This window comes from Citrobacter sp. Cpo142 (genome assembly GCF_030332425.1).
Classification (GTDB): domain Bacteria; phylum Pseudomonadota; class Gammaproteobacteria; order Enterobacterales; family Enterobacteriaceae; genus Citrobacter; species Citrobacter portucalensis.
In genome coordinates this window covers 482892-500325 of record NZ_JAOWHW010000142.1, presented here as the reverse complement: position 1 = coordinate 500325, position 17434 = coordinate 482892, and the positions used below count along the sequence as shown (strand labels likewise).

17 protein-coding genes are annotated in these 17434 nt (G+C 53.1%); 8 read left to right on the top strand and 9 right to left on the bottom strand.

The window, feature by feature from the left end:
- Positions 1–145: 145 nt before the first annotated feature.
- Positions 146–712: a D-glycero-beta-D-manno-heptose 1,7-bisphosphate 7-phosphatase gene (gmhB, locus tag OGY18_RS23555; protein ID WP_126319180.1), complete on the bottom strand. Its 567-nt coding sequence runs from the start codon at positions 710–712 to the stop codon at positions 146–148.
- Between the two features lie 189 nt (positions 713–901).
- Here gmhB and metN point away from each other — a divergent pair, with 189 nt between their 5' ends.
- From metN to proS, 6 genes are all read left to right on the top strand, one after another.
- Positions 902–1933, top strand: coding sequence for a methionine ABC transporter ATP-binding protein MetN (gene metN, locus OGY18_RS23550; RefSeq protein WP_149384432.1), 1032 nt, complete (start codon positions 902–904; stop codon positions 1931–1933).
- The gene (locus OGY18_RS23545) at positions 1926–2579 is read left to right on the top strand and encodes a methionine ABC transporter permease MetI (protein WP_003018471.1); all 654 of its coding nucleotides are present in this window, start codon (positions 1926–1928) and stop codon (positions 2577–2579) included. The genes metN and OGY18_RS23545 overlap by 8 nt, the downstream gene beginning before the upstream one ends.
- Before the next feature lie 44 nt (positions 2580–2623).
- Entirely contained in the window at positions 2624–3439 is an 816-nt protein-coding gene (gene metQ, locus OGY18_RS23540) for a methionine ABC transporter substrate-binding lipoprotein MetQ (protein ID WP_003829145.1), read from the top strand.
- A 116-nt stretch (positions 3440–3555) separates the two neighbouring features.
- Positions 3556–3960 (top strand): envelope stress sensor lipoprotein RcsF, encoded by a 405-nt coding sequence (gene rcsF, locus OGY18_RS23535; protein ID WP_003018477.1) that lies wholly within the window; start codon positions 3556–3558, stop codon positions 3958–3960.
- On the top strand, positions 3957–4664 hold the full coding sequence (gene tsaA / locus OGY18_RS23530; protein WP_003829147.1) for a tRNA (N6-threonylcarbamoyladenosine(37)-N6)-methyltransferase TrmO: 708 nt from the start codon (positions 3957–3959) through the stop codon (positions 4662–4664). The genes rcsF and tsaA overlap by 4 nt, the downstream gene beginning before the upstream one ends.
- A 113-nt stretch (positions 4665–4777) precedes the next feature.
- A complete protein-coding gene (gene proS, locus OGY18_RS23525) occupies positions 4778–6496 on the top strand; it encodes a proline--tRNA ligase (protein ID WP_003829149.1) in 1719 nt (572 codons plus the stop codon).
- Positions 6497–6540: 44 nt separating this feature from the next.
- Here proS and nlpE read toward each other — a convergent pair whose 3' ends face one another.
- From nlpE to OGY18_RS23510, 3 genes are read right to left on the bottom strand one after another with little or no spacing between them, the layout of a single operon-like run.
- Positions 6541–7239 (bottom strand): envelope stress response activation lipoprotein NlpE, encoded by a 699-nt coding sequence (gene nlpE / locus OGY18_RS23520; RefSeq protein ID WP_085951559.1) that lies wholly within the window; start codon positions 7237–7239, stop codon positions 6541–6543.
- A 30-nt stretch (positions 7240–7269) separates the two neighbouring features.
- Complete coding sequence (gene arfB / locus OGY18_RS23515) at positions 7270–7692, bottom strand: alternative ribosome rescue aminoacyl-tRNA hydrolase ArfB (RefSeq protein ID WP_032942412.1); 423 nt, start codon at positions 7690–7692, stop codon at positions 7270–7272.
- Positions 7689–8234 carry a YaeQ family protein gene (locus OGY18_RS23510; protein WP_286554569.1) on the bottom strand — a complete coding sequence of 182 codons (546 nt, stop codon included), beginning with the start codon at positions 8232–8234 and terminating at the stop codon, positions 7689–7691. Before OGY18_RS23510 ends, arfB begins: the two co-directional genes overlap by 4 nt.
- Before the next feature lie 188 nt (positions 8235–8422).
- On the opposite strand from OGY18_RS23510, the gene OGY18_RS23505 reads away from it, so the two are divergent.
- Together OGY18_RS23505 and rof are read left to right on the top strand one after the other, a co-directional pair.
- Positions 8423–8623 carry a YaeP family protein gene (locus OGY18_RS23505; RefSeq protein WP_003018499.1) on the top strand — a complete coding sequence of 67 codons (201 nt, stop codon included), beginning with the start codon at positions 8423–8425 and terminating at the stop codon, positions 8621–8623.
- A complete protein-coding gene (gene rof / locus OGY18_RS23500) occupies positions 8610–8870 on the top strand; it encodes a Rho-binding antiterminator (protein WP_003018503.1) in 261 nt (86 codons plus the stop codon). The genes OGY18_RS23505 and rof overlap by 14 nt, the downstream gene beginning before the upstream one ends.
- Positions 8871–8912: 42 nt before the next feature.
- Here the strand turns inward: rof and tilS are convergent, their stop codons facing one another.
- The 5 genes from tilS to dnaE form a co-directional block, all read right to left on the bottom strand.
- Positions 8913–10208, bottom strand: a complete 1296-nt coding sequence (gene tilS / locus OGY18_RS23495) for a tRNA lysidine(34) synthetase TilS (RefSeq protein WP_286554567.1) — start codon at positions 10206–10208, stop codon at positions 8913–8915.
- 61 nt (positions 10209–10269) lie between these two features.
- Positions 10270–10659, bottom strand: a complete 390-nt coding sequence (locus tag OGY18_RS23490) for a VOC family protein (RefSeq protein ID WP_008786273.1) — start codon at positions 10657–10659, stop codon at positions 10270–10272.
- A 66-nt stretch (positions 10660–10725) separates the two neighbouring features.
- Positions 10726–12864, bottom strand: coding sequence for a lysine decarboxylase LdcC (gene ldcC, locus OGY18_RS23485; RefSeq protein ID WP_191235746.1), 2139 nt, complete (start codon positions 12862–12864; stop codon positions 10726–10728).
- Positions 12865–12963: 99 nt separating this feature from the next.
- Positions 12964–13923 (bottom strand): acetyl-CoA carboxylase carboxyl transferase subunit alpha, encoded by a 960-nt coding sequence (gene accA / locus OGY18_RS23480; RefSeq protein ID WP_003829164.1) that lies wholly within the window; start codon positions 13921–13923, stop codon positions 12964–12966.
- A 12-nt stretch (positions 13924–13935) separates the two neighbouring features.
- The gene (gene dnaE / locus OGY18_RS23475) at positions 13936–17418 is read right to left on the bottom strand and encodes a DNA polymerase III subunit alpha (protein ID WP_008786271.1); all 3483 of its coding nucleotides are present in this window, start codon (positions 17416–17418) and stop codon (positions 13936–13938) included.
- Between the last annotated feature and the right edge of the window lie 16 nt (positions 17419–17434).

The window sequence follows — 17434 nt, the reverse complement described above, 5'->3', positions numbered from 1 at the left end:
GTTTTTCTCTTCAACCGAACCGGCTGTTTGTGTGAAGTGATTCACATCCGCCGTGTCGATGGAGGCGCATTATAGGGAGTCGACTCAGGAAGACAAGCGGAAAAATGCATTTTTGTTTCAACCGCTCACCTTTTATCCACAACGCTTACTTTTGCTGCTTTTTTATCGCCATTGGCAGGTCTGCCAGACTATTTATGACCAAATCTGCCGCATTTTCTGCTTCCGGCGTGACGGGTTTGCCTGTGCGGACCAATACCTTCGTGCCAACATTCGCAGCTGCCGCCGCCTGCATATCTTCAATTTTGTCGCCTACCATATAAGAAGCGGCCATATCGATGTGCAAGAAGTCTCGGGCGGAGATAAACATGCCAGGATGCGGTTTACGGCAGTCGCAGGCCTGACGATACTCTTCTACAGTACCCTGCGGGTGATGCGGGCAGTAGTAGATACCATCCAGCTCAACGTCGCGATCGGCCAGCGACCAGTCCATCCATTCGGTCAACGTTTCAAACTGCGCCTCAGTAAATTTACCACGCGCGATACCAGACTGGTTCGTCACGATAATAAGGGCGTAACCCATCTTTTTAAGTTCACGCATGGCATCAATAACGCCGTCGATAAACTCAAACTCGTCGATCTCATGTACATAACCGTGGTCCACATTAATGGTACCGTCACGGTCGAGAAAAATTGCGGGTACAGACTTTGCCACCTTTTATAGCTCCTGAATAAGGCATGTGACTCTAGTATCGCATGTTTCAGCGGGCAAGAAAGTGCTCATCGTGCAAAGCCCGATTGATTTAGACGTCTGGATGCCTTAACATCCATCTTGTTGACGGCTTCGACCGTACCTGACAGACGAAAATGCCACGGCTAACTTAATTACGATAATAAATAACCAATGATTAAACTTTCGAATATCACCAAAGTGTTCCAGCAGGGGACTCGCACCATTCAGGCGCTAAATAATGTCAGCCTGCATGTTCCTGCCGGGCAGATTTATGGCGTTATTGGCGCCTCCGGTGCCGGTAAAAGTACGCTAATCCGCTGCGTTAACCTACTCGAACGCCCTACCGAAGGCAGCGTTCAGGTTGGCGGTCAGGAGCTGACCACGCTTTCTGAGTCGGAGCTGACTAAAGCTCGCCGTCAAATCGGCATGATTTTTCAGCACTTTAACCTGCTCTCTTCCCGTACGGTGTTCGGTAACGTCGCACTACCGCTGGAACTGGATAACACGCCAAAAGAAGAGATCAAACGCCGCGTAACAGAGCTGTTGAAGTTGGTTGGTCTTGGAGACAAGCACGATAGCTACCCGGCCAACCTTTCCGGTGGACAAAAACAGCGTGTGGCGATCGCCCGTGCGCTGGCAAGTAATCCCAAAGTGTTGCTGTGCGATGAAGCTACCAGCGCACTCGATCCGGCAACGACCCGCTCAATTCTGGAATTATTGAAAGATATTAACCGTCGTCTGGGACTCACCATTCTGCTGATTACCCACGAAATGGACGTTGTAAAACGTATTTGTGACTGCGTGGCGGTCATCAGTAATGGTGAACTGATTGAGCAGGACACCGTCAGCGAAGTTTTCTCTCATCCGAAAACGCCGCTGGCACAGAAATTTATCCAGTCCACGCTGCACCTGGATATTCCGGAAGATTATCTGGAACGTTTAAAAGCGGAGCCGGAAGCCGACAGCGTGCCGATGCTGCGTATGGAATTCACCGGCCATTCGGTCGATGCACCGCTACTTTCTGAGACGGCCCGTCGCTTTAATGTGAATAACAACATTATTAGCGCGCAGATGGATTACGCCGGCGGCGTGAAGTTCGGCATCATGCTGACTGAAATGCACGGCACACAGGAAGATACACAAGCAGCCATTAGCTGGTTGCAGGAACACCATGTAAAAGTAGAGGTACTGGGTTATGTCTGAGCCGATGATGTGGCTGCTGGTTCGCGGCGTATGGGAAACGCTGGCAATGACCTTTGTGTCCGGTTTTTTTGGCTTTGTGATTGGTCTGCCGGTCGGCGTGTTGCTGTACGTAACGCGTCCGGGGCAAATTATTGAGAACGCGAAGCTCTACCGTACGCTCTCTGCGCTGGTGAACATTTTCCGTTCCATCCCGTTCATCATCTTACTGGTATGGATGATTCCGTTCACCCGCATGATCGTAGGCACCTCTATCGGACTGCAGGCAGCTATCGTTCCGCTGACCGTCGGTGCCGCGCCGTTTATCGCCCGTATGGTGGAAAACGCGCTGCTCGAAATCCCGACCGGGCTGATAGAAGCCTCTCGTGCGATGGGCGCCACGCCGCTGCAAATTGTACGTAAGGTATTACTGCCAGAAGCGCTGCCAGGACTGGTCAATGCGGCCACCATCACCCTTATCACGCTGGTTGGTTACTCCGCGATGGGCGGTGCCGTCGGTGCCGGTGGTCTTGGACAGATTGGCTATCAGTACGGCTATATTGGTTACAACGCTACCGTAATGAATACAGTACTGGTATTGCTCGTCGTTCTGGTTTATTTAATTCAGTTATCCGGCGATCGCATCGTCCGGGCTGTCACGCACAAATAACGTTGCACACAACACTAAAAACTCATTAAGAAAAGGAAATAAGCATGGCGTTCAAATTCAAAACCTTTGCGGCAGTTGGAGCCCTGATCGGTTCTCTGGCACTTGTGGGTTGCGGTCAGGATGAAAAAGATCCTAATCACATCAAAGTGGGCGTTATTGTTGGCGCAGAGCAGCAGGTTGCAGAAGTCGCGCAGAAAGTGGCAAAAGAAAAATACGGTCTGGACGTTGAGCTGGTCACGTTTAACGATTACGTTCTGCCTAACGAAGCGCTGAGCAAAGGCGATATCGATGCTAACGCCTTCCAGCACAAACCATACCTGGACCAGCAGATCAAAGATCGTGGTTACAAGCTGGTTGCTGTAGGCAATACTTTTGTTTACCCGATTGCGGGCTACTCAAAAAAAATCAAATCACTGGATGAGCTGCAGGACGGTTCCCAGGTCGCGATTCCAAACGACCCGACTAACCTTGGCCGTTCCTTGCTGCTGCTGCAAAAAGTGGGCTTAATCAAACTGAAAGACGGTGTTGGCCTGCTGCCAACCGCGCTGGACGTGATTGAAAACCCGAAAAACCTGAAGCTGGTTGAACTGGAAGCACCGCAGCTGCCGCGTTCCCTGGACGATGCACAAATCGCACTGGCGGTCATCAACACCACCTACGCCAGCCAGATCGGCCTGACTCCGGCAAAAGACGGTATCTTTGTTGAAGATAAAGATTCCCCGTACGTAAACCTGATTGTAACTCGTGAAGACAATAAAGATGCTGAGAACGTGAAGAAATTCGTTGAAGCATACCAGTCTGACGAAGTGTACGAAGCAGCAAACAAAGTCTTCAACGGCGGTGCTGTTAAGGGCTGGTAATTTTAGGCTGTTTACAGAATCTGTAATATCATCAGGACGGGCGCTTGCCCGTCTTGTCATTTATGCAAGCACCTGATTCAATATCTGACGTTTAGATCATTCATTGAGGAAATATTATGCGTGCTTTACCGATCTGTTTAGTAGCACTCTTGCTGAGCGGCTGTTCTATGTTAAGCAGATCCCCTGTTGAACCCGTTCAAAGCACCGCAACCCCGCCGAAAGCGGAGCCGGAAAAACCGAAAGCACCGCGCGCTACGCCGGTAAGAATCATTACTAACGCTGAAGATTTAGTAGGCAAACCGTTCCGCGATCTTGGCGAAGTTAGCGGTGAATCCTGCCAGGCTTCAAACCAGGATTCCCCTCCGAGCATTCCAACCGCACGCAAACGCATGCAGATTAACGCATCAAAAATGAAAGCTAATGCGGTATTGCTGCACAGTTGCGAAGTGACCAGCGGAACGCCGGGTTGCTATCGCCAGGCGGTTTGCATCGGTTCTGCACTGAACATTTCGGCGAAATGAGCCATTTTCAGTTCGAGCAAATAGGCGTTATCCGCTCACCTTATAAAGAAAAGTTCGCCGTTCCACGCCAGCCCGGTCTGGTGAAAAGCGCCAGCGGTGAACTGCATTTGCTCGCACCTTATAACCAGGCCGATGCCGTTCGCGGCCTGGAAGCCTTCAGTCATTTGTGGGTGATTTTTGTTTTTCACCAGACAATGGAAGGTGGATGGCGTCCGACCGTGCGCCCTCCCCGCCTTGGCGGCAACGCCAGAATGGGTGTCTTTGCCACGCGTTCAACGTTTCGTCCTAACCCTGTTGGCATGTCGTTGGTTGAGCTACGGGGCATCCGCTGCCATAAAGAGCACGTGATCCTCGAACTCGGTGGGCTGGATCTCGTTGATGGCACGCCAGTCGTAGATATAAAACCGTATCTGCCGTTTGCCGAATCGTTACCCGATGCTCGTGCCAGCTATGCTCAGGATGCCCCCCAGGCCAGCGTAGACGTGACGTTCAGTGAAGATCTCGCGGAGCAGCTACCGAAGCTCGAACAACGTTACCCGCATCTTCGTCAGTTTATTGCCGAAGTGCTGGCGCAGGATCCGCGTCCTGCCTACCGTAAAAACGAGGAAGAAGGCAAAACCTACGCCGTCTGGCTGCTGGACTTTAACGTCCGCTGGCGCGTCACGCCGTCAGGATTTGAGGTCTTTGCTCTGGAAGCCCGCTAATTTGCGTCGCGTACTCTTTTGACATCCCTTTCTCGCTGGTAAACTAAACCACTTTTGTTTTGTGCCAGGCTCGTTTTGAGCCTGTTCGATCGTTCAACTGGAACCGTAACAACATGCGTACTAGCCAATATCTGCTCTCCACTCTGAAGGAGACACCTGCCGACGCCGAAGTCATCAGCCACCAGCTGATGCTGCGCGCCGGGATGATCCGCAAGCTGGCCTCCGGGTTATATACCTGGCTGCCGACCGGCGTGCGCGTCCTGAAAAAAGTCGAAAACATCGTGCGTGAAGAGATGAACAACGCCGGTGCGATCGAGGTGTTGATGCCGGTCGTTCAGCCTTCTGAACTGTGGGAAGAGAGCGGCCGTTGGGAACAATACGGCCCGGAACTGCTGCGTATTGCTGACCGTGGCGATCGTTCGTTCGTCCTCGGCCCAACGCATGAAGAAGTGATCACCGACCTGATCCGTAACGAGCTGAGCTCTTACAAACAGCTGCCGCTGAACTTCTATCAGATCCAGACCAAATTCCGTGACGAAGTCCGTCCGCGCTTCGGCGTGATGCGCTCCCGCGAATTCCTGATGAAAGATGCATACTCTTTCCACACCTCTCAGGAATCCCTGCAGGAAACCTACGACGCGATGTACGCTGCGTACAGCAAAATCTTCAGCCGTATGGGGCTGGATTTCCGTGCAGTACAAGCGGATACCGGTTCTATCGGCGGCAGCGCCTCTCACGAATTCCAGGTGCTGGCGCAGAGCGGCGAAGACGATGTGATCTTCTCCGACTCCTCTGACTATGCGGCGAACATCGAATTTGCCGAAGCCGTTGCGCCGAAAGAGCCGCGCGCGGCAGCAACCCAGGAAATGACGCTGGTAGATACGCCGAACGCTAAAACCATCGCCGAACTGGTTGAGCAGTTCAACCTGCCTATCGAAAAAACCGTGAAAACCCTGCTGGTGAAAGCGGTTGAAGGCAGCAGCTACCCGCTGGTCGCCCTGCTGGTTCGTGGCGATCACGAGCTGAACGAAGTCAAAGCAGAAAAACTGCCGCAGGTTGCCAGCCCACTGACCTTTGCCACCGAAGAAGAAATTCGTGCGCTGGTAAAAGCAGGTCCTGGCTCGCTCGGTCCGGTGAATATGCCAATTCCGGTGGTTATCGACCGTACCGTTGCAGTAATGAGCGATTTCGCTGCCGGTGCCAACATCGACGGTAAACACTATTTCGGTATCAACTGGGATCGCGATGTGGCCACCCCGGAAGTTGCTGACATCCGTAACGTGGTCGCCGGCGATCCTAGCCCGGACGGCAAAGGTACGCTGATGATCAAACGCGGTATCGAAGTCGGCCACATCTTCCAGTTGGGTACCAAGTACTCTGAAGCGATGAAAGCCGCTGTTCAGGGCGAAGATGGCCGTAACCAGACGCTGACTATGGGCTGTTACGGTATCGGGGTCACTCGCGTGGTTGCCGCGGCTATTGAACAGAACTTTGACGATCGTGGCATCGTATGGCCAGATGCCATTGCCCCGTTCCAGGTCGCTATTCTGCCGATGAACATGCACAAATCCTACCGTGTGCAGGAGCTGGCTGAAAAGCTGTACGCTGAGCTGCGCGCGCAGGGTATCGAAGTGCTGATGGACGATCGTAAAGAGCGTCCGGGCGTGATGTTTGCCGATATGGAACTGATCGGTATCCCACACACCATCGTGCTGGGCGACCGTAACCTCGATAACGACGATATCGAATACAAATACCGTCGTAACGGCGAGAAAGAGCTGATTAAAACCGGCGACATCGTCGACTTCCTGGTCAAAGCCATTAAAGGCTAATACCAACAAAAAGGCCCTGATTATCAGGGCCTTTTTTCTATCGATTAATTACACGCTTTACCAGGGATAAATTTCGCGTCTTTATCCGCCATCAACGTTTTCACTTTCTCACCCGTATCCGGGTTTGACTCCAACGTGAAATGCGCCTCAAGCGTCAGCAGTACGGACTGTCCGTTTTCCGCACGAGCGGCTAAATAGTCGCGTTCAAGCTGAGCGTTATTCGCCACCGGCATCCGTTTACCCGTTGCGCAGTCGGTAAAGATTGCCGCGTCAGCCATATAGAAATACATGCCTCGCATCGGCATTGGCGTCACCGGTAAGCTGGCGGAAACCGGCTGGAGCGTGTAATTAAACTGTGACTCAATCGGGTTACCTTCACGATCGAGCATTTCCAGCGCCTCGCCTTTAGCCCGGTAGTACGACTTCTCACCTTTGCTGTCGGTCAGCACCAGTTTGTCGGCTGTACGCGCCCATGTGCCATAAGAGGCAAATGAAGACGGTTCATCCCGCACGCCCTGATAGCGTTCGTTCATCACCCATGTGCCGTCTTTTTCCAGAAACAGAGAGGTTTCAATCCCTTCGCAGTCCGCACAAGGTAAGATGCCACGCCAGCTTTGCTGCATCGGTTTTAATTCTGCCGCCCGCGTCGGCTGTAGTACTTCAACTTCAGTACGGTTATTACAGCCAATCAAGGAAAAAAGCGTGCATGCAGCGACCACGGACAATATTGCTGTTTTCACTATCAATTCCTTATTTATTTTTATTCCCGCTCGTCAGTCTTGCGTTCGACGAACTCTCCCGCGCAGTGCTTTCACTGTGGATTTTTGCGCCTTCGATGACAACCTGCGCTCTTTCGAGGCGCGCGTAGGGCGAGTTGCCTGTCGGCTTTTTTGCACCGCGGTTAATTCTTTTATCACCGCCACCAGTCGGGAGATTGCCGCTTCCCGATTGAGCTCCTGGCTACGGTATTCCTGCGCCTTAATGATAATAATGCCATCGCCGCTAATCAGATGATGGCTGGCAGCCAGCAGGCGTTCCTTGTAATACTCTGGCAGGCTCGAGGCCCGAATGTCAAAGCGCAAATGGATAGCCGTCGAGGTCTTGTTAACGTGCTGACCACCCGCGCCTTGTGCCCGAATCGCCGTGATTTCCAGCTCATTATCAGGGATAGAGACGTTTCGGGAGAGAACAATCATGAACGCGGCTGCCACGCGGTCAGATGAATTTCCAGATTGTTCTGAGAGTCGGACAGCCAAATAGCGCCGTCCTGAATAGTCGCCTGCAGCGCCATTGTACGACCAGTAAAATCACTCAGTTGCGCCAGCTGTTCATCATCCAGATACCACACGGTGAGATTTTTAAACTGCGCACATTTGTTCTGGTTTTGCTGCCACCAGATCTGAGCCGCACGGCTGTTGTAGGCAAACAGAGCAACCTCACCAGACTGGGTACAGGCTTTCTTGATACGGCGCTCATCCGGCAGACCCAACTCAATCCAAAGATCGATGCCCAGATGGTCGTTACGCAGCCATGCTTCAGGCTCGTCTTCCGCGCTCAGGCCACGCGTGAACTGCAGCCGCTCATCGGCATATTTAATCCAGGCAAGCAGGCGCAGCATCATGCGCTCCTGGGTTTCAGAGGGGTGACGCGCCAGCGTCAAGGCCGAGTCAAGAAACTGGTTGCGGTCAAGATCCGCTACGTTGACGACGGCTTTATAAATTGTCGCTTTAAGCGCCATGGGAGAACTCCTTTCGAATCAGGCGCACATTGTAGCGAAAACTGCGGCAAAAGGCTGCTAACTGCTCATCTATCAAGACGCTGATATTGCTTGAATGAGTATGGTATAGTCACCTTGCTAAACAGAGTTTATCTTCGTAGGCTTAGACTTGCATCCACGGTTAAGTCAGAGTGCTGACAGGAGGGCATGTGGAAAAATATTGTGAGTTAATACGCAAGCGGTACGCGGAAATCGCCAGCGGAGACTTAGGGTATATCCCGGATGCGCTGGGTTGCGTATTGAAGGTGCTTAATGAAGTGGCGGCAGACAGCGCCCTTCCAGAGTCGGTCAGGGAAAAAGCGGCCTATGCTGCCGCGAACTTACTGGTGAGCGATTATGTCAATGAATGAAACGTATCAACCCATCAACTGCGATGATTACGACAATCTTGAACTCGCCTGCCAGCACCATTTGTTACTGACGCTGGCGTTAAAAGATGGCGAAGTTTTGCAGGCGAAAGCGAACGACCTGGTTTCACGCAAAAACGTGGAGTATCTGGTCGCAGATGTCGCAGGTGAAACCCGGGAGCTTCGCCTCGACAAAATTGCCAGCTTCAGCCACCCGCAGATCGGTACTGTGGTGGTCAGCGAATCCTGATTATTTTGGTGCCGGATGACGGTGCAAAGCATCTTATCCGGCCTACTTTCCACGCCAAACCAGACTCACGCCTTCTTCATCTTCCGCCGCTCCCTCACGCGTCACGAAAACACCCGCAGCCGCAATCAACGTTTCGCCGTAAAACAGCAGCGGTGTGGTATCTCGTCGCCAGGGCGGGATCCCCTGCTCCTGCCAGATTTTCTTTAATTTCCGTCCACCGTTACGCCCGACAATATGCAATAAGCCTGGTGCTTTGAAACGAATGCTGACGGCTTCATCCTCTTGCGGCATGCGCAATTCACCCGCAGAGATTAACTGAACCGAACCCAATCCGGCAGGCAGCGCCAACGGTGTTTTCCACTCTAACCATGGGATAACGGTTTCGCTTTGCCCATCGACTGACTTCACCCACCACAGCTGTGACTGATAACGACGGACCTCGTACTCCCCAAGGCGAAAACAGGGTGAGGCATCTTCCCGCGCCAGCGCCACTTCCTGCCAGATACGTTCCAGTCCATCACGAGAAGGCATCGGCGCATTTAACCCCGCCAGCCAGCGACGAAGCAGCGCGGCACGACGCACGTCGCTCACCATCATTAACGGTACCAGTAACAATGTGCCGTGGGCTGTGATGCAATCGGCTAAATCGCTGGCCAGCAGTTCATCCAGTAAACTCTCCTGCTCAGCACACAGCGCGGCGCTGCGAGCTACGGCTTGCGCGAAGTGCGGCCAGCGCTGTTGCAGCAATGGGGTAACGCGCAATCTGAGGAAATTGCGATCGTAGGTATCATCCTGATTGCTTTCATCTTCAATCCAGCATAATTCATGCTGCCGCGCCCATGCTTCTAGCGCCTCTCGCGTTTGCGCCAGCAGCGGTCGAATCAGCTGGGTTCCGGCGAACGGTGAGTTTTCGCCCATGGCGGAAAGTCCGGCAGGACCACTACCGCGCTTAAGCGCCAGCAAAAAGGTTTCACACTGGTCATCGAGATGCTGGGCGGTCATCAGCACCTCGCCCGGTAGTAAGGTCTGCGCAAATGCCTGATAGCGCGCGCGTCGTGCCTGAGCTTCGATGCCCAGACCATCATCCTCAAGGTGTACCCGCTCAACCACCAGCGGCACCTGCCACTGCATACATACTGACTCACAGTGCTGCACCCAACTGTCTGCATGTGGGCTTAATCCGTGATGAATATGGATTGCGCGTAAAACGACCTCAGGATGCTGCGCTCGCCACTGCACCAGCTGATGCAGGAGTACGGTTGAGTCCAGCCCGCCGCTAAAGGCGACCAAAATCGATTGAAAATTCAGCAGTGAAGTGTTCAGCGTGAGTGTCGTCATGATGGTTACTTACAATGGCATTGCCCGGCACGTTACCGGGCTAACACCACAATGACAAGCCTTACATCTCGTACAGTTCGAGGGGCAATCCGTCCGGATCGTTGAAAAACGTAAAGCGTTTACCGGTAAATGGATCGATACGTATGGATTCACACTTCACGTGGTGTGCTTCCAGATGCGCGATCGACTTTTCCACATCCTCCACACTGAACGCCAGATGACGCAAACCGCAGGCTTCCGGTCGGCTCGGACGGCAAGGTGGAAACGGGAAAGAAAAAAGCTCAATCACATACTGGCCGTTCAATGCCAGATCGCCTTTCCACGAGTCTCTCTCTTCCCGATAGGCTTCGCTCATCAGTGTAAAGCCAAGCACATCGCAGTAAAATGCCTTACTCGCCGCGTAGTCCGTCGCAATAATGGCAATATGGTGAACCTGTTTTAATCCCAGCATAGCGTCATCGCCTCTTTCATTTTTCTGTCAGCACGTTACTCGTACGTCTTAGGGTCAGGCAAGTCGTTATGCCATTTTTAAGACTCTCACGCGATACACACCATCCTCGCCCAGTTTAGCGCCATGGATATCGGTTTCAAATCCCGGGTAGCGCTGCCCCACTGAACACAGCATCAGAAGAAAATCGAGGACAGCCCGGCTTTTGGCAGTGATCATTTCCCCGGGCATCAAGAGCGGCACGCCGGGAGGATAAGGCAGGATCATATTGGCGGACACGCGTCCTACCAGTTGATCAAGCGCCACGGTTTCCACCTCACCTTTGATCTGCCGCTGCCAGGCCTGGTGCGGTGTCATTTTCATTTCCGGCAAGGTATCAAATGCCCGCAGCATCAGTCCGGAGAGATCGTGCTGGCGGATCAGCTTATGGATCCCCTGTGCCAGATCCTGAATACGCATATTGCGATAGAAATCGGGATCTTCAGCATACAGATCCGGCAGCATATTTTTCACGCGTAAATTCAGATCGTACGAGCGCTTAAATTCCGTCAGGCCACGTAGCAGCCCCATCGCCCGGGTTTTATCAATGCCAATACTGAACAGGAACAACAGGTTATACGGTCCCGTTTTTTCGACGACGACGCCGCGTTCATCAAGGAATTTCGCCACCAGCGCCGCGGGGATCCCCTCTTCGCTCATATTTCCCTGTTCATCCATTCCCGGCGTCAGAATCGTGACCTTCACCGGGTCGAGGAACATGTGGTCGGCATCAGCATCAATAAATCCGTGCCAGTCTTCACCTGGTGCTACCGGCCAACATTCTGCTTCATCGACCTTTTCCGGCTGCCAGATATCAAAGAACCAGCCATCCGACTCTTCGCGCAGACGCTGCACTTCTTTACGGAAATGCAACGCCCGTTCCACCGAACGATTGATTAACCGCTTGCCGGAATTGCCACGCAGCATTGCCGCCGCCGTTTCTATCGACGCCACAATCGGATAGCTCGGAGACGTGGAGGTGTGCATCATAAAGGCTTCGTTAAACGTGTCTTCATCATAGTCACCCTTAATGTGGATCAGCGAAGCCTGTGACAACGCCGCCAGCATCTTGTGGGTGGACTGGGTTTCAAAAATCAGCTTTCCCGGTACCCGTTCGCCGCTCATCCCGCTTTTTCCCTGATAGATCGGATGAAAATGGGTATACGGCACCCAGGCTGAATCAAAATGGATGGAGGGCACATCCAGGGTTTGCTTGATCCAGTTGGTGTTATAAAGCAGCCCGTCATAGGTGGAGTTGGTGATCACCGCGTGTATCGGCCATTGCGCCTGAGTCGTCTCTTCTACCTTGCGTTCAATACTTGCGCGGGTAAATTCCCGACGGGGTATACCGCCGAGGATCCCCAACGCGTTACGCGTAGGCTTCAGCCAGATTGGCACCACATCGCTCATCATCAGCAAATGCGCCAGCGACTTATGGCAGTTGCGATCAATCAGTAGCGTACTGCCTGCAGGCGCAGCATACATGCCGACAATCTTGTTCGATGTCGAGGTACCGTTGGTCACCATATAGCTCTGCTCAGCACCAAAGGTGCGAGCGATGTACTCCTCCGCTTCGAGGTGTGGTCCGGTATGATCAAGCAATGAACCCAGTTCGGTTACGGAAATGGACACGTCGGCTTTCAGCGTATTGCCGCCAAAGAAATCATAGAACAGGCAGCCGACCGGGCTTTTCTGGTACGCCGTACCCGCCATGTGCCCGGGCGTACAGAAGGTATACTTTCCTTCCTTCACATAGGTAAACAGCGCCTTGGTGAACGGAGGCGTGATGTTATCGAGGTATTCGCTGGTGTACTGGCGAATGCGGGTGGCAATGTCTTCAGACTGACCCAGCGCATACTCAAAAAACCACAGCGCCATGCGCAGGTCGTGCGCACTGACATCCATCGTCGAATGGGTATTAATAAAGGCGTAGAGCGGGAGATACTCGTTGAGCTGGTTGATGTCACTGCACAGCTCCAGGCTATATTCATCCCAGTCAAAAATGACGCCGCAAATTCGCGGGTTGTGTTCGATAAACTTCAGCAGGTCAACGCTATTCTGCGGCCAGATAATCTGAAATCCCTGCTGTTGCAGCGCACGTTCAAGTTCCTTGATGGGCTCATCTTTATAAAAGACGCCATGCGGTCCCATGATGGCAATGATATTCATTCGTTCCTCCTGGAAAAACCTTAGTTAATCATAGCCTGGCCAAACCACAGGTAAAAAAAAGGGCCACAACGTTGTGGCCCTTTTCGGAATTAATGCAGTTTACGCGTAACCGTAGCTCATCAGACGCTGGTAACGACGGTTTTTCAGATCGTCTTTGCTTAACACGTCGAGATCGGCGAGATCGGCCAGCAGCTGTGCTTTCAGGGACGCAGCCATCACTTCCGGATTGCGGTGTGCGCCGCCTAACGGTTCCGGAATGATAGAGTCGATAAGCTTCAGCTCTTTCAGACGCGGGGCAACAATTCCCATCGCTTCTGCGGCCAGCGGTGCTTTGTCGGCGCTTTTCCACAGAATTGAAGCACAACCTTCCGGGGAGATAACGGAATAGGTGCTGTATTGCAGCATATTCACTTTATCGCCTACACCGATCGCCAGCGCGCCACCGGAACCACCTTCACCGATAACGGTACAGATTACCGGTACGCTCAGACGCGACATTTCACGCAGGTTGCGTGCGATCGCTTCTGACTGACCACGCTCTTCCGCGCCCACGCCCGGGTAAGCCCCTGGGGTGTCGATGAAGGTAATGATCGGCATGTTGAAACGCTCGGCCATTTCCATCAGACGCAGCGCTTTGCGATAGCCTTCCGGCGCTGGCATGCCGAAATTACGGCGAATCTTTTCTTTGGTCTCACGGCCTTTCTGATGACCAATGATCATCACCGGACGGCCATCAAGACGCGCGATACCGCCGACAATAGCTTTATCATCCGCATAGGCACGATCGCCCGCCAGCTCATCAAATTCATCAAACGCCAGGCGGACATAATCCAGGGTGTACGGACGCTGTGGATGGCGCGCCAGTTGGGCTACCTGCCATGCGCCAAGATCGGCGAAGATTTTACGCGTCAGTTCTACGCTTTTTTCACGCAGACGATGCACTTCTTCATCGATGTTAATATCCAGTTTCTCATCCTGACGGCTAACCGCAGTCAAAGAATCGATTTTTGCTTCCAGCTCTGCAATCGGCTGTTCAAAATCAAGGAAATTCAGACTCATAGTATTCCTGTATTAGTCAAACTCCAGTTCCACCTGCTCCGAACCAATAAGGCCACGGAGATCGTTTAGCAAACGATCGCTCGGAGAGACACGCCACGTCGCGCCAAAACGCAACCGCGCACGTGCATCCGCCCTCTGATAGTAGAGATGTACTGGAATTGTCCCCGAGCGGTGGGGTTCCAGAGACTGACGGAGTCGGTTTAAAAGCTGGTCATCAATTTGCCTGTCCGTCAGCGAGATAGCAAGCCCGCGAGCATATTTTTCCCGGGCTTCGTCAATATCCATGACTTCACGGGCCATCATTTTAAGCCCGCCGCTGAAGTCATCAAAGCTGACCTGTCCGCTGACGATAAGTATGCGGTCTTTTTCCAGCAATTGCTGGTATTTATCCAGAGCATCGGTAAACAACATAACTTCCAGACGTCCGGAACGGTCATCCAGTGTACAGATGCCGATACGATTGCCGCGCTTGGTGACCATTACCCGCGCAGCAATGACGAGCCCCGCAGCCGTGGTGACTTTACCACGTTCTGTCGGATGCATGTCTTTCAGCCTGTAGCCTCCGACATAGCGCTCAATTTCTTTTAAATACTGGTTGATGGGGTGTCCCGTCAGGTAAAGCCCCAACGTTTCACGCTCACCATCTAATACCACCTGCTCCGGCCACGGTTGGCAACTGGCATAGGATTGTTCAATTTGCTCCGGTTCTTCCGCCAGCACGCCAAACATATCGGCCTGACCGATGGCTTCGGCTTTTGCATGCTGATCGGCGGCTTTTAGCGCATCGTTGAGCGAATTCATCAACGCCGCACGATGCGGGCCAAGGCGATCAAACGCCCCGGACATAATTAACTTTTCCAGCACCCGGCGGTTAAGTTTTTTGATATCCGTGCGCGCACAGAGATCAAACAGCTCACGGAAGTAACCGCCTTCGTTACGCGCCTCAATAATAGCTTCAATTGGTCCTTCACCCACGCCTTTTATCGCGCCGATGCCATAAACAATCTCGCCATCATCATTCACGTGAAAATGGTAAAGCCCGGAGTTGATGTCCGGCGGCAGGATTTTGAGCCCCATACGCCAGCATTCATCTACCAGCCCGACCACTTTCTCAGTGTTATCCATATCGGCGGTCATTACCGCCGCCATAAACTCAGCAGGATAATGCGCCTTCAGCCACAGCGTCTGGTAAGAGACGAGCGCATAGGCTGCGGAGTGCGATTTGTTAAATCCGTAACCGGCGAATTTCTCCACCAGGTCAAAGATTTTCATCGCCAGTTCGCCGTCTACGCCGCGCTTTTTCGCCCCTTCTTCAAAGGTGCCGCGCTGCTTAGCCATCTCTTCCGGCTTTTTCTTACCCATCGCACGACGCAGCATATCCGCGCCGCCAAGGGTGTACCCGGACAACTCCTGGGCAATCTGCATAACCTGTTCCTGATACAGGATAATGCCGTAGGTCGGCTCCAGTACCGGTTTCAGACACTCATGCTGCCATTGTACGTCCGGGTAGGAAATCTCTTCGCGACCATGCTTACGGTCGATAAAGTTATCTACCATCCCCGACTGTAGCGGACCAGGGCGGAACAGAGCCACCAGTGCGATCATGTCTTCGAAGCAGTCAGGCTGCAGACGTTTGATCAGGTCTTTCATACCGCGGGATTCAAGCTGGAAGACAGCCGTGGTCTCCGAGCGTTGCAGCATATCGAAGCTTTTCTTGTCATCCAGCGGGATAGCCGCAATATCCAGCGGCGGCTCACCGTTCTTTTCACGGCGCGCGTTGATCATTTCCAGCGCCCAGTTGATGATGGTGAGCGTACGCAGGCCGAGGAAGTCGAACTTCACAAGACCGGCATATTCCACGTCGTTCTTATCAAACTGAGTAACCGGGTGCAGCCCCTGTTCATCGCAGTACAGCGGCGCAAAATCAGTAATTTTTGTCGGTGCGATAACCACACCACCGGCGTGCTTACCGGCGTTACGCGTGACGCCTTCCAGCTTACGCGCCATATCGATCAGCGCTTTAACCTCTTCATCTGCCTCATAGATTTCCGGCAGTTGCGGTTCGGCTTCAAAGGCTTTTGCCAGCGTCATGCCCGGATCGGGCGGCACCAGTTTCGAAATACGGTCAACGAAACCGTACGGATGCCCCAGCACGCGGCCCACGTCGCGGATAACTGCTTTTGCAGCCATCGTACCAAAGGTAATAATCTGCGAAACCGCATCACGACCGTACATTTCCGCCACGTGCTCGATAACCTGGTCGCGTTTCTCCATACAGAAGTCAACGTCGAAGTCGGGCATTGAGACACGTTCCGGGTTAAGGAAACGTTCGAACAGCAGGTCAAATTCCAGCGGATCGAGATCGGTAATTTTCAGCGCATAGGCGACAAGTGAGCCAGCGCCGGAACCACGTCCCGGGCCTACCGGTACGCCGTTATCTTTCGACCACTGGATAAATTCCATAACGATCAGGAAGTAGCCAGGGAATCCCATCTGGTTGATAACTTTAAGTTCAACTTCCAGACGTTCATCGTAAGGCGGGCGCTTCTGCGCACGAACTTCAGGGTCAGGGAACAAAAATTCGAGACGTTCTTCCAGACCTTCGCGTGATTTCGCCACGAGGAAATCCTCGGTGGTCATATCGCCGGTCGGGAACTGCGGCAGGAAATATTCGCCCAGACGCACCGTCACGTTGCAGCGTTTGGCTATCTCGACAGTGTTTTGCAGTGCTTCCGGAATATCGGAGAACAGCTCGCACATCTCATCTTCGCTGCGCATGTATTGCTGCGGCGAATAGTTACGCGGGCGTTTCGGGTCATCAAGGGTGAACCCGTCGTGGATCGCTACGCGGATTTCATGCGCGTCGAAATCTCCGGTTTCCAGGAAGCGGACATCGTTAGTCGCCACCACCGGTAGACCACGCGTTTCGGCCAGTGCTACGGCTGCGTGCAGATAATTTTCTTCATCTTGCCTGCCGGTGCGAATCAATTCGAGGAAATAGCAATTGGGAAAATGTTCTTCGTAAAACGCCACGCACTCGTCAACCAGTGCGCTATTGCCGCGCAGCAGGCTGCGTCCGACATCGCCCATGCGACCGCCGGAGAGCAAAATCAAACCTTCTTTTAGCTCGACCAACCAGTCCCGGTCGATAACCGGTCCTTCTGCGCCATAGCCGCGCTGATAGGCTTTCGAAATCAACAACGTCAGGTTCTGATAGCCGGTATTATTTGCGGCCAGCACGGTGAGCTGCGTGAGTTCATCGCCCAACAGCTCACTGCGGACATGAAAATCTGCGCCAACTATCGGCTTGATACCCGCGCCGTGACCCGCTCCGTAAAACTTCACCAGACCACACAGGTTGGTAAAATCGGTGATCGCCAGCGCAGGCATGCCTAACGCGGCCGCCTTTTTTACCAGCGGCCCGGTTTTCGCCAGCCCATCGATCATGGAGTAGTCGCTGTGCACCCGTAGGTGGACGAAACGTGGTTCAGACATCTTCAGATTCCTTCGA

Excerpts from the sequence above, each read along its gene's own strand:
- metN (WP_149384432.1), top strand. The coding sequence starts at position 902 with ATGATTAAACTTTCGAATATCACCAAAGTGTTCCAGCAGGGGACTCGC.
- OGY18_RS23545 (WP_003018471.1), top strand. The coding sequence starts at position 1,926 with ATGTCTGAGCCGATGATGTGGCTGCTGGTTCGCGGCGTATGGGAAACG.
- metQ (WP_003829145.1), top strand. The coding sequence starts at position 2,624 with ATGGCGTTCAAATTCAAAACCTTTGCGGCAGTTGGAGCCCTGATCGGT.
- rcsF (WP_003018477.1), top strand. The coding sequence starts at position 3,556 with ATGCGTGCTTTACCGATCTGTTTAGTAGCACTCTTGCTGAGCGGCTGT.
- tsaA (WP_003829147.1), top strand. The coding sequence starts at position 3,957 with ATGAGCCATTTTCAGTTCGAGCAAATAGGCGTTATCCGCTCACCTTAT.
- proS (WP_003829149.1), top strand. The coding sequence starts at position 4,778 with ATGCGTACTAGCCAATATCTGCTCTCCACTCTGAAGGAGACACCTGCC.
- arfB (WP_032942412.1), bottom strand. The coding sequence starts at position 7,692 with ATGATTGTTCTCTCCCGAAACGTCTCTATCCCTGATAATGAGCTGGAA.
- OGY18_RS23510 (WP_286554569.1), bottom strand. The coding sequence starts at position 8,234 with ATGGCGCTTAAAGCGACAATTTATAAAGCCGTCGTCAACGTAGCGGAT.
- rof (WP_003018503.1), top strand. The coding sequence starts at position 8,610 with ATGTCAATGAATGAAACGTATCAACCCATCAACTGCGATGATTACGAC.
- tilS (WP_286554567.1), bottom strand. The coding sequence starts at position 10,208 with ATGACGACACTCACGCTGAACACTTCACTGCTGAATTTTCAATCGATT.
- OGY18_RS23490 (WP_008786273.1), bottom strand. The coding sequence starts at position 10,659 with ATGCTGGGATTAAAACAGGTTCACCATATTGCCATTATTGCGACGGAC.
- ldcC (WP_191235746.1), bottom strand. The coding sequence starts at position 12,864 with ATGAATATCATTGCCATCATGGGACCGCATGGCGTCTTTTATAAAGAT.
- accA (WP_003829164.1), bottom strand. The coding sequence starts at position 13,923 with ATGAGTCTGAATTTCCTTGATTTTGAACAGCCGATTGCAGAGCTGGAA.
- dnaE (WP_008786271.1), bottom strand. The coding sequence starts at position 17,418 with ATGTCTGAACCACGTTTCGTCCACCTACGGGTGCACAGCGACTACTCC.